10 protein-coding genes are annotated in these 12,134 nt (G+C 55.7%); all 10 read right to left on the bottom strand.

Going from position 1 to position 12,134, the window contains the following annotated elements; translation table 11 throughout:
- Window positions 1-56: 56 nt before the first annotated feature.
- Window positions 57-530 (bottom strand): YcxB family protein, encoded by a 474-nt coding sequence (locus HUW35_RS00130; RefSeq protein WP_181253723.1) that lies wholly within the window; start codon window positions 528-530, stop codon window positions 57-59.
- 98 nt (window positions 531-628) lie between these two features.
- A complete protein-coding gene (locus tag HUW35_RS00125; protein WP_181253722.1) occupies window positions 629-1,678 on the bottom strand; it encodes an oxidoreductase in 1,050 nt (349 codons plus the stop codon).
- 22 nt (window positions 1,679-1,700) lie between these two features.
- On the bottom strand, window positions 1,701-2,381 hold the full coding sequence (locus HUW35_RS00120) for a zinc metallopeptidase (protein ID WP_181253721.1): 681 nt from the start codon (window positions 2,379-2,381) through the stop codon (window positions 1,701-1,703).
- 303 nt (window positions 2,382-2,684) lie between these two features.
- Window positions 2,685-3,389 (bottom strand): isoprenylcysteine carboxylmethyltransferase family protein, encoded by a 705-nt coding sequence (locus tag HUW35_RS00115; RefSeq protein ID WP_219932622.1) that lies wholly within the window; start codon window positions 3,387-3,389, stop codon window positions 2,685-2,687.
- A 209-nt stretch (window positions 3,390-3,598) separates the two neighbouring features.
- Window positions 3,599-4,186, bottom strand: a complete 588-nt coding sequence (locus HUW35_RS00110) for a class I SAM-dependent methyltransferase (RefSeq protein ID WP_181253719.1) — start codon at window positions 4,184-4,186, stop codon at window positions 3,599-3,601.
- A 154-nt stretch (window positions 4,187-4,340) separates the two neighbouring features.
- Window positions 4,341-5,858 carry an ATP-binding protein gene (locus tag HUW35_RS00105; RefSeq protein WP_181253718.1) on the bottom strand — a complete coding sequence of 506 codons (1,518 nt, stop codon included), beginning with the start codon at window positions 5,856-5,858 and terminating at the stop codon, window positions 4,341-4,343.
- Window positions 5,859-6,728, bottom strand: coding sequence for a DUF6615 family protein (locus HUW35_RS00100; RefSeq protein ID WP_370464623.1), 870 nt, complete (start codon window positions 6,726-6,728; stop codon window positions 5,859-5,861).
- A gap of 158 nt (window positions 6,729-6,886) precedes the next feature.
- On the bottom strand, window positions 6,887-7,306 hold the full coding sequence (locus HUW35_RS00095) for a hypothetical protein (RefSeq protein WP_181253716.1): 420 nt from the start codon (window positions 7,304-7,306) through the stop codon (window positions 6,887-6,889).
- Window positions 7,307-7,516: 210 nt separating this feature from the next.
- The gene (locus tag HUW35_RS00090) at window positions 7,517-8,788 is read right to left on the bottom strand and encodes a ribonucleotide-diphosphate reductase subunit beta (RefSeq protein WP_181253715.1); all 1,272 of its coding nucleotides are present in this window, start codon (window positions 8,786-8,788) and stop codon (window positions 7,517-7,519) included.
- Between the two features lie 256 nt (window positions 8,789-9,044).
- Window positions 9,045-11,984: a ribonucleoside-diphosphate reductase subunit alpha gene (locus tag HUW35_RS00085; protein WP_181253714.1), complete on the bottom strand. Its 2,940-nt coding sequence runs from the start codon at window positions 11,982-11,984 to the stop codon at window positions 9,045-9,047.
- Window positions 11,985-12,134: the final 150 nt, after the last annotated feature.

Raw genomic sequence — 12,134 nt, 5'->3', positions numbered from 1 at the left:
TCTAAGCGCAGATCCAGCCGTGGCGCTGGTCTGCGCAGGTTTTATGGAGCCTGAATCTATTGATTGCGAGCAACAATCTCGCTTACCAGCTCGGCAGGAAATAAGGATTTGGAAAGATACTGCTGGCCTCCGGACTTGGTGACCAGAATCAGCCCCAGATCGGTTTCAATAACTCGCTCGATATCTGACCACGCGAGTGTTGTTTGTGTGTGGGTGCTCTTTGTGGTTATTCCATCGTCATCAATCGTTAATGTCACTTCCGTATTGGCACTTCTCCCCAACATCTGACGTGCCAGCCACCAGGCGCGCCGGAATCGAATATGCAGCAGCTCCAGAATGCCCAGGGCGACCAGCAGGTAGCCCAGGACTTTGGGTTGCTCGGTAAACATCAGTGCCCCGGAACCCGTGGCAAGTAATAGGGCCGGCAAGAGGTAATTGGGCTTTGCTCCTTTGCCGTGGGGTAGAGACTGATCAAAACACTCGGCGAGGTATTCTCGAGATAGGGTGAACTGTGTCTTGAAAGGTTGCATAGAGACCGCATGTTTGGGTAGTTAGTTGTATGGCTGGGACCACGTGAGTCGGGCGCTTTATCGTCCCGGTCGAGCTTTCTTCGCGAAGCTACTGGCCGCTATCGATTGCTATCAACCTGAATCGTTTGGCCACTGGCCGCACTTTGCCGCGCCAGATGGATCAAGCGGATATTCCACAGGGCCTGCTCCGCGCTTACCGGTGCCTCGCTGCCGTCCAGAATGGCACTCGCCAGCTGCTGATAGTAATGCTGGTAGCCACCGGTTTCTGTGGGGATTGTGGCAACCCCGTCGGCCGCGTGTAACTGTCCGTATTGTTCGGGTAGCTCCTGCGCCCATCCTGCGGATAGTGGCAGCTCGCCGGATTTCAGTCGATCTTCCTGCGGGTCCAGGCCGTGCTTGATAAAACTCCCGGCCGCGCCCTGTACCTCAAAGCGCAGGTTCGGCGCCGCGCAGAAGGGGCTGCTGCGCAACACAGCTATATGCTCCGGGTAGTGCAGGGTCAGGTGGAAAAAGTCATCCACTTCCGCCTGTGGCCGCAGCGTCTTTACCTGTGCGGTGATCGCCGTGGGTGGGCCAAACAGCTGCAGCGCCTGATCCAGCATATGCGGCCCCAGATCGAACAGGATGCCGCCACCCTCTACATCGGACTCACGCCAGCGCTTGCGCACCTCGGGGCGGAAGCGGTCGAAATGGCTTTCAAAATAGCGCACCGCACCCAGGCGGTTATCGGCAATCAGCTTCTTTACCGTGAGGAAGTCACCGTCCCAGCGGCGGTTGTGGTAGACGCTCAACACTCGTTGCTGCTGCCGCGCCAGCGCGATCAGCTCCTCGCCCTGCTCGACGCGGGTAACAAAGGGCTTTTCCAGCACCACATGCTTGCCCTGCTGCAGGGCGAGCTTGGCCAGGGCAAAGTGCGCTTCATTGGGGGCGGTGATGATCACCAGATCGGCATCGCACCGGGTCAGCAGTGTCTCTGCATCGGCATAGACCTCGACCTCCGGGTGCTGCTGTTGCACCTGCTCACCCTTGGAGGTGCTGACCGCGGTGAAGCGGAAGGGCGGCAGGTTCAGGATAAACGGCAGGTGAAAGGTGGTGGCGGAAAAACCGTAGCCGATGATGGCGGTTTTGATTCCGGTAGTGGTGGTCATGGGAAAACGGGCTCCACGGTGCTTATCTGAGAAATCGTATCCAGCGCCACAGCCTGAGTACATCCAGCAGGGCACCGGCCACATAGGTGAGGGCGCAGGCCTTCAGCACACTGTGCGCCTTGCTCAACAGGTGCTCCGGCAGGTAGCCCTCCCTGAGTATCGGCAGGGCCTTGTTGAAGCTTGCATCGTACTCTTCCGGTAGTATCGCCACATACATCAGCGCGGACGCGAGCATGGTAATCACCGCCACCACGCCAATCCACAGGAATATCACCGGTGACTTGATCAGCAGGGTGAGAATAGGGGCGGCGATCAGGATATAACCGCCTATTTTCTGGATTTGCCCGGCCCGGCCCAGGTACTTGTCCCGCAGTTTGGAGATGGGCTCCCCGCGACAGAACTGCATCGCATGGCCCACTTCATGGGCGGCCACCGCCACTGCGGTTACCGACTTGCCGTGGTAGACCTCCGGGCTCAGCGCCACGATCTTCTCCGCCGGCGAGTAGTAATTCTGGTCCTTGCCGGCCTCGATCACCTTAACGCCGTCGAGCTGGTAGCGCTCGATCAGGTGTCTGGCCAGTTCGGCACCGGAGCCCGGCATATCGCCGATTTCCGTGGAGTGCTGCCACAGTACAAAGCGTACCCACAGCTGGGGGGCGACGATAAGGGCGACTATGGCTAGGGTAATCAGTACGTAGGGCATTTCGAGGCGTCGCTTTCGGGGCTAAATCGTTGGCTTAGTCTAGCGGTATTAAAGGGGTTGGGCGACAAGACCCAATTTGTAGATATTAAAGTGCTTCACCTGATCTTTAGGCATTTCTGCCGCTGGTGAAATAATAAGCCGTTATGCTGCCGGTTAATGTTCCTGCGAAAACTAGGAATTCATGGAAATACGGGTTTTTATTATCGCCAGCGCAAAGACAAAGCCTAACAAGAACATTACGGTAACTACGGCTAGGGCAGGCCCCCAATTATGCGGATTTGGGATACCCACTACTCAGATCTCTCAGTATATCCCGGGGATTAACCGATAGGGCACGCGTCGTGCATAGTCCCGGTAGCCGGGCAATTCGTCCTGTAGCGTCTGGTCTTCAAGTGCGGTTCTAATCACCGTGATGATTGTTGCCACCGCCGCAGGAATCAGTGCCCACGCCGAGCCCAGCGCAAGAACAATACCGAGCAGTGGAAAAATATTTCCAGCATAACCCGGGTGCCTCACAAACCGGTACGGGCCACTGTCACACACCACGTGCCCTCGATCCGCCCGAATGCACACCACGCTGAAGAAAAAGCGGTTCTCTGCCAGTGCCCATGCAGCGAACGCATATCCGAGGGCGATCAAGGTGAAGCCGATCACGATGAGCCATAGCGGGAATTCGGGGGACCAGTGATAGCGGTGGTCCAGCCCCGCCGCTATAACCATAGGGAACACGAGACTCACCGCCATCAGCGGAGCAAGTACTTTGTCCCAGGCTTTTGCGTTGTGGAAATTTTCACTATTTTGCCGTTCGGCTATCAATCCGGGGTGTCGCTGTTCCGCCCATATGCGCCCCCCTATACCAGCGGCAAAGATCAGTAGGGAATAGAGCCACGCCTGCCACCAACCGAGATCCCCACCGCATATCAGTAAAACCAGCGGGATAAGGAGGTACACCACAACCAATCTGATCCACTGGCGAGGGGATACTGTTTGCGCTGCCTCTTCATTCACTGTCTTCTCTGACATGTCATTCCCCAAAACTAAACGTGGGTAGGTCTGTCACCTAACGCCCATAGTAGGAGCAGCCGAGGCACAGTGTAGGCTTTCTCGCGGAGGTCGCGCTATTTTGCGGTCTCAGCGCAATAAATGGGGAGCAATCTTAGCGGGATGTTTGTTCTGGTTAGTTCACCGGAAAATTCTTGCTCAGAGCCCACATAGTCTTATTGATAGGTGCCTGTGCCCATTACCACGTCCATCCGGTTTTCACCTGTTCCCATGGAGAAGGGTAGGGTTACCTGGATGTCGGACAGGCCTGCGTCCCTGAAAGCGGCTGCGATATCCTCGCGGGTAAATCCGGTATCTTCGTTACCGTCCTCCCTCAGCCAATCCCACTGAACCAGGCGCCCATAGTTATTCAGTAGCTCAGCCAGCAGTCGTACTGTGTCCGTGTAGTTCGGGACAAAAGCGAGTGCGGAGGAAGCGACGATCAGGTCGAACTTGTCCTGCAGTTGCCTGTTCTTGTCGATCAGCTCCCGAGTCAGGCTGGATTGTATGGTAGTAACATTGCCCAGTTGCTTGGCCTCCAGTACGGCAAGCATTTCCCCCGATGGATCGAGGGCAACGATGCTGCTTGCCAGTGGAGAGAGACGTTCAGTCAGCAGGCCCGTGCCGCAGCCGAAATCCAGGATCCGGGCGCCTTTGCAGTTCAGGGTGTCGGTAAGGGACCGGAAGGCGCGCTCCGAATAGCTGATGACGTCGCTATTACTGTCCCATCCTTCGGCATAGCTATCCCAGCTGTTGTCGGTCATTGCGGGTTACTTCTCCAGTGATCAGTGCGAGCTCAGGGTCGTCGGTAGTCGGTAAAGTGTGGCCAAGTGAAGCTATTGGCATATCTTTGTATTGGGGGGGCGATGCCAAAAGGTTGATCTGACCCCATTTGTTGATGCCGCTTCTCCCTGCGCCTCAAACTTGGAGAAACAACCGCATAGCTTCGATCGACTCTGTTAGTTCTTCTGCGGTAAACGATACATTCTGGTCGTTCTCAGGATGATGAATTTGATGGCGAATGTACTCGGTAAGAGCGATCTGCTGCGATACTGTAGAACCATCCTGCCGAAGACGAATGTACTGACGCTGCGGTTTACCAGCTTTGTACTCCGTGAATCGTCCTTCTGCATCAATGAACCCATATAGTTCGTTGTGATATTCATAGGAAGCCTCTCCAAAAGCCGAAAAATTCACTTCATTAAGGCTTGGATAAGGTAGCTCATGCTCCAGAACGGTTGAGACTCGCTCTGGAGTCTGATCTGAAATCAGGATGATGTTCTCAAACTTCAGACGCTTTACGATCTCGGGGCTGTGTGTTGTAAGCAACACCTGGGTGTTGGGCGCTTCAGAAAGAGCGATCAGCGCATCAGTCAATGCACGCTGATGTTCTGGGTGTTGAGATGTTTCCGGTTCCTCAATGGCGTATACAATATCGGGCAAGTTAGCCTCATTTTGTCTCCTCTCAGCTTCTGCACGGAAGAAACTTATCAGCACGAGGCGCTTTACTCCACTCCCTCTTTTATTGATGGGGATATCGTCATCGCCGGTAATTGATACGTTCTTGAAGACATCCGGCCACTTCAGGGTGGCAAAATCAGGAAGTCGAGGATCAAGCGAATTGGCTATGGCTGGGTTCATTTCACCAAGCTTCTGCAGGGTCCTCTGAGCCACCTCTTCCAAACGAGCCTTCACCGTGTCCGTGACCTGCGCCAAGTCTGCCTGAATTTGTGGATCACCGAGTATTTCTCTAACAGCGATTCGCATTGGATCCTGAACTTCATCATCAGAATCGCTATTTTTTCGATCAGATTGGAACAGGGTGTACAGCGGCATATACGCCTTGAGCTGCTCCCATATGCTCTTGGCGTCAATCTTGGCAACTTCAATTTCGCAGTCGCTTAGCTGCAAGTTTTCCTGCCCACGCCAGATAGCCTTGCGTAGCTCAGCATTTTTTGTTTTATCCGGGCAATCAAAACCGCCAGCTTCTAATATCTTCTTGAGGTCAGCGTTCTTCTTTAGAAGTAAGTCAGCACATTCTGGGTTTGCGGGGTGATTGGCTTTAATAAATACCTTTTCCTTTCCCGCATTTGGGTACCTCTTTATGACATGCAGGGTTCCCGCTGACGTTAGTAAGTATTCCTCCTGCAGTGTCGTTTGGTTCGTGGCGTCAATGACGATATCTGCAGGAAGATCAGTAAATTCGACTCCGATTTCAATGCAATCCTGCCCTTGAGTAAGGCAGTCTTTGTTTATATCGTCCTTGTCGATCTTGACGCATCCCTTACCTTCATTGAAAAAGATGTCCAATGCTTCAAGAATCGTTGATTTCCCAATGTCGTTTCGGCCAACAAGAACGAGAAGGTCGTCAACCTTTACCGTCACCGGGCTTGAGTAGCTTCGAAACCGGTTAACGGTTACGGATTTTATTTTCATTTAGTCTTCACCTCCGTGTTGGACGCCGCCTCTCGCTTCATCTTCCACTGAAGATTCAAGCACCAGAATTCTTCGCGGATAAGACTGATTATCGTCGTAGAGCTCGTACGGAAATTGCTCGAGCCTTCCGCGTTGGCGAGCCTCCCGAATGACCCTCGGTAGCGTTTCGTAGTGAGCGCTGCGTCTCGGAGGCGAATCAGGAACATTAGTTCTTTGTACCTTTGAATCTAAAGGTTTTTCTTCTTCTGAACTTTCATTTGCATCCAATGGCTCAGGAGTTACCCACCTTTGGTAGCGTTTAGTTGTAGTTGGGCAGGTAAGGCACCTCCAAGGTACCGTTTCGATGTGACTGTGCATCCAGCTAAAGTTCTTTGTACCACGAGTTGAGATACATGGCCTGACAATTGCGCTGGGAGTAACGGTACATGCGAGTTGCGGAGCATCAAATGCTTTGCAGCAGTTCCAAGCTGATTTGGCCGTTGATGTAGCTGAATTGTAAAAGCAGTAGAGTGGAATTGCACCATTGCTAGCGGCGAATGCATCGAGTACGTCAATTTGGAGTTTCGAACCGGTACGCTGGGTGATGCTGTTATATCTCTCAGTGTCCCAATTCATCTTCTTTGCCTGAACAGCATATCGAGTCCAACCAACCCGATCGGAGCCGATCCACCATTCCCAGTCCGTCCCCGTACTAGCTTCGGCGGCCTTTGATGTCTGGAGGATCAAAACATTCTGAGGAGAAAGACGCTTTAGCTCCAGTAGTACTAGATCTGTAATGGTCTCCTCACCAAAACGGATATCCAAGATCTGCGAGTCGCGGAATCTCGCGGACGAGTCGCGTGCAAGGTCTTCAAGAATTGTTTGGAGCATCACCGTGGCTTCCTCAAGGCATCTAACGCCCACAACAGGGGCGACCAATACTATGCACATTTTGTGCGAAACTGGGAGCGCAGCGACCCGCACAAAATGTGCATGGTGTTGGGCGTTCCGCGGAGGCCCGAAGGGCCGTAGCGTACTGCTTGCGCTTGTTATGCGCTTTCTTCGACTGGCTCCAATCTGCCTAACGGCTTGAGAAAAAGCCATACAGGGTAAGGTACGGATAATATATTTTGTGATAAAACCTTTTCCCTGAGCATAAGGCCCATGCCGCCTCTGCCACCACCCGTGGTTTGGTAACCTAAGACTTCTTTTACGGGAAGCTTGAAGACCATTGATATTAAGCCAATGCTACCTAACACTAGAATTATCACACCTGGAATCCCATTGGTTAATTCAAAAGACGTGGACTTCCCGCTCACCTCAAATTTTAAATCTGACCTTGGTGATTCGTTAACGTCGCTAGTGATATATTGAGGAATTTCTTGATATATAAGAAAGCCGCCAAATGCAATCATGCCCGTGAAAACTAGTGCAAATAGCACCGTTAAAGTTGCGACTGTTTTCTTCATTCTATTTCCTAATTCGCATAACAGTGTATTCAAAAGCGTGTGCAGATATACACACGCACTAATCTAGAAGTAGGTTGTCCGCGAAGGTCAGCTTTTTCAAAGATAAAAAAAGCGGATGCATCTCGCGATACATCCGCCTCAATACCTCTCTTCCTGTGAGCGACTCTTCGTTGTAGTAAATCCTTTTCTACAGTCGATGCATTTAGTGGTTTACCACTGCAGCGCACCGCCAGTCTGGTATTCGATAACCCGTGTTTCGAAGAAGTTTTTCTCCTTGCGCAGGTCCATGATTTCGGACATCCAGGGGAAGGGGTTCTGGGCGCCCGGGAACTGTTCTTTCAGGCCGAGCTGCGAGAGCCGGCGGTTGGCGATGAAGTGGAGGTATTCCTCCATCATGGCCGCGTTCATGCCGAGTACGCCGCGAGGCATGGTGTCGCGGGCGTAGGCTACTTCCAGTTCCATACCTTCCAGGATCATCTGGGTCACTTCCTGCTGGAACTTTTCGGTCCACAGGTGCGGGTTTTCCAGTTTGATCTGGTTGATGACGTCGATGCCGAAGTTCAGGTGCATGGACTCGTCGCGCAGGATGTACTGGAACTGCTCGGCAACGCCGGTCATCTTGTTGCGGCGGCCCATGGACAGAATCTGGGTGAAGCCACAGTAGAAGAAGATGCCTTCGGTGACGGCGTAGAAGGCGATCAGGTTGCGCAGCAGTTCCTGGTCGGTTTCCACGGTGCCGGTCTTGAAGTTGGGGTCACTGATGGAGCCAGTGTGCGCAAGGCTCCAGGCGGCTTTCTTGGCGACGCTCGGTACTTCGCGGTACATGTTGAAGACTTCGCCTTCGTCCATGCCCAGAGACTCTACACAGTACTGGTAGGCGTGGGTGTGGATGGCTTCTTCAAACGACTGACGCAGGATGTACTGGCGGCACTCCGGGTTGGTGATGTGGCGGTAGATGGCCAGCACCAGGTTGTTGGCTACCAGGGAGTCGGCGGTGGAGAAGTAACCCAGGGAGTATTCCACGATGCGACGCTCGTCCTCGGTCAGACCGTTGGGGTCTTTCCACATGGACACGTCTTTGTTCATGTTTACTTCCTGCGGCATCCAGTGGTTGGCACAGCCGTCGAGGTATTTCTGCCAGGCCCAGTCGTACTTGAACGGTACCAGCTGGTTCAGGTCGGCGCGGCAGTTGATGATGCGCTTCTCGTCTACCTGGATACGGGCGGCGCCCATTTCCAGTTCTTCGAGGCCCGGGGCCGGGTCCAGATCGCTGACTGCGGCGCGCGCGGCTTCTACTGCAGAAGAGGAGCCCGCCTGGGCCGCGGTCGATGCCGGGGCACTGCTGGCGCTATCTACCTGGTAGTTAGCGCCGGGTTCGGTGACTGCCTGCTGCTCGGATTGCAGTGCGCCCGGCACCGGTTGCGGTTCGGCTTTTTTGGGTTCGGGTTTGGCTTGAGTGTCGATATCGTCCCAGCTCAGCATGAGTGCTCCCCTTGTCTTTTGTGCGATTCCCCGTCTAAACGGGCAATCCAGCGAGTGTTTGGTGTGCGGCCTGCACCCGGCGCGGACGTTTACTCTTGTTGGGAGTAATTCGCCCGGTACCGGGGCGGCGCTTATGGTCTTGGTTGCGTGGGGCCGCTGTTGTCGGCGGCTCCACGCGGTGCTCTCCCCCGAGAGTCTTTTCGAATCAATTCCGCGAGCTTGGCTCGCGGTTCGCCTGCAGGCAGGCTCCTACCTGTTACTGGCAGGCTTCGCAGTCCGGATCGTCCAGCGAGCAGGCCGCGGGTACAGCTGCAGGTGCTGGCTCGGCTTGCGGTGCCGGGGCTGCGCTGGTAGCCGGTGCGCCGCCGGCGCTCACTGCGTTCAGGGTGCCACTGGTCACGGTGGATTTTTCCGTGGAGGTGGCGGCCAGTGCACGCAGGTAGTAGGTGGTCTTCAAGCCGCGGTACCAGGCCATGCGATAGGTCAGGTCCAGCTTCTTGCCGTTGGCGCCGGCGATGTAGAGGTTCAGGGACTGGGCCTGATCGATCCACTTCTGGCGGCGGCTGGCGGCGTCCACGATCCAGCGCGGCTCCACTTCAAATGCGGTGGCGTACTTGGCTTTCAGGTCTTCCGGGATACGGTCGATCTTCTGTACGGAACCCTCGTAGTACTTGAGGTCGTTGACCATCACCTTGTCCCACAGGCCGCGGGCTTTCAGGTCGTGTACCAGGTAGGGGTTCACTACGGTGAATTCGCCAGACAGGTTCGATTTCACGTACAGGTTCTGGTACGTGGGCTCGATGGACTGGGAAACGCCGGTAATGTTGGCGATGGTTGCAGTCGGGGCGATGGCCATCACGTTGGAGTTACGCATGCCCTGGCTGGAAACCTTCTTACGCACCACGTCCCAATCCAGGGTGCTGCTGGTGTCCTGGTCGATGAACTGCTCGCCGCGGTTCTTGGCCAGGATCTCGATGGAGTCGATCGGCAGGATGCCCTGGCTCCACAGGGAGCCTTCGTAGCTGCCGTAGCTGCCGCGCTCTGCCGCCAGGTCACTGGAGGTGGAGATGGCGTAGTAGCTGATCGCTTCCATGGTGGTGTCGGCGAACTGTACGGCTTCATCGCTGGAGTAGGAGATGCCGGCCTTGTACAGCGCGTCCTGGAAGCCCATCAGGCCCAGGCCCACCGGACGGTGACGCATGTTGGACTGACGCGCGGTTTCCACAGAGTAGTAGTTGATGTCGATGACGTTATCGAGCATGCGCACGGCGGTCTTCACGGTGCTTTCCAGCTTGCCCATGTCGAGCTTGCCGTCTTCGCCGATGTGCTGGGACAGGTTTACCGAGCCCAGGTTACATACCGCGATCTCGTCGTTCGCCTTGGTGTTCAGGGTGATCTCGGTGCACAGGTTGGAGCTGTGTACCACACCGGCGTGCTGCTGCGGGCTGCGCAGGTTACAGGCGTCCTTGAAGGTGATCCAGGGGTGGCCGGTTTCAAACAGCATGCCCAGCATCTTGCGCCACAGGTCGAGTGCGCGCACTTTCTTGAACAGCTTCAGCTTGCCTTCGGCAGCCAGTTTTTCGTAGTGGGTGAAGCGCTCTTCAAAGGCATCGCCGAACAGGTCGTGCAGGTCCGGGCAGTCTGCCGGGGAGAAGAGGGTCCACTCTTTGTCTTCGAATACGCGCTTCATGAACAGGTCCGGCACCCAGTTGGCGGTGTTCATGTCGTGGGTACGGCGACGGTCGTCACCGGTGTTCTTGCGAAGCTCGAGGAATTCTTCGATGTCCAGGTGCCAGGTTTCCAGGTACGCACACACGGCTCCCTTGCGCTTGCCGCCCTGGTTCACTGCTACCGCGGTGTCGTTGGCCACTTTCAGGAAGGGCACAACACCCTGGGATTTGCCGTTGGTACCTTTAATGTAGGAACCGAGGGAACGCACCGGCGTCCAGTCGTTACCCAGGCCGCCGGCCCACTTGGACAGCATGGCGTTGTCCTGGATGGCACCGTAGATGCCGTGCAGGTCGTCTGGCACGGTGGTCAGGTAGCAGGAGGACAGCTGCGGACGCAGGGTGCCGGCGTTGAACAGGGTCGGGGTGGAGCTCATGTAGTCGAAGGAGCTCAGCAGGTTGTAGAACTCTACGGCGCGCTCGTTCGGCTTTTCTTCATTGATGGCGAGGCCCATGGCAACGCGCATGAAGAACAGCTGCGGCAGTTCGAAGCGGACTTCGTCGGAGTGCAGGAAGTAGCGGTCGTACAGGGTCTGCAGGCCGAGGTAGGTGAACTGGTGATCGCACTCGGGCTTGATCGCATCGCCGAGTTTTTCCAGGTCGAAGCTGGCCAGTGCCGGGTCCAGCAGTTCCAGCTCGATACCTTTTTCCACGTACGCGGCCAGTGCCGGCTTGTACAGGGTTTTCATTTCCTGCTGGGTGGCGGACTCGGCCACACCCAGGAAGCGCAGGGCTTCGGCGCGCAGCTTGTCGAGCAGCAGGAATGCGGTGGCGTAGGTGTAGTTGGGCTCCTGCTCAACCAGGGTACGCGCGGTGATCACCAGTGCGGTATTGATGTCGGTTTCGGAAACGCCGTCGTACAGGTTCTTCAGCGCTTCGTTCAGGATCAGGCTGCCGTCTACGTCGGTCAGGCCTTCACAGGCTTCGCTGACGATGGTGCGCAGGCGCTCCATGTCCAGGGCGACCAGGCTGCCGTCTTCCATTTTTACGCGGATACTCGGGTGGGTATCGGCGGCAGGCTCGTCGGCGGCCGGCTTCTCTTTTTCTTTCTCTGCACGCAGGCGGGCGTGCTCTTCGCGGTAGAGCACGTAGTCGCGGGCAATCTTGTGCTCGCCGGCACGCATCAGTTCCAGTTCTACCTGGTCCTGGATTTCTTCAATATGGATGGTGCCGCCGGAAGGCATGCGACGCTTGAAGGTGGCGCTGATGTGGGACACCAGGTCGGCCACGCGTTCGTGGATGCGGCTGGAAGCAGCGGCGGTGCCGCCTTCTACCGCGAGGAACGCCTTGGTAACGGCCACGGAGATTTTGCTGTCCGCGTAAGGCACGACGGTGCCGTTGCGCTTGATGACGCGGATCTGACCGGGGGCAGTGGCAGCCAGTGAAGTATTGCTGCTGGCCTGGTCTGTTACCGAATCCTTGGTAGTGCCGTTTGGCACAGACTTAGAGCGCCCTGTCTCTGTGTGCATGAATTTCTCCGTAAAGTTTGCGCGCGTGTCTGGTCGACTTGCTTTGGTTTTTGCTTTGGTTTTTTGCGATCAATCGGCTTGTGGCCGTAAAACCTTTGTGCCGTACCGGAGGCACCGGTTCAGAGGTTCAGCAGGCGCAAGCGCTGACGG

The organism is Microbulbifer sp. YPW1 (genome assembly GCF_013367775.1).
GTDB lineage: Bacteria > Pseudomonadota > Gammaproteobacteria > Pseudomonadales > Cellvibrionaceae > Microbulbifer.
Note: the sequence above shows the minus strand (reverse complement) of the source record. Positions and strands in the feature narration are given on the sequence as shown.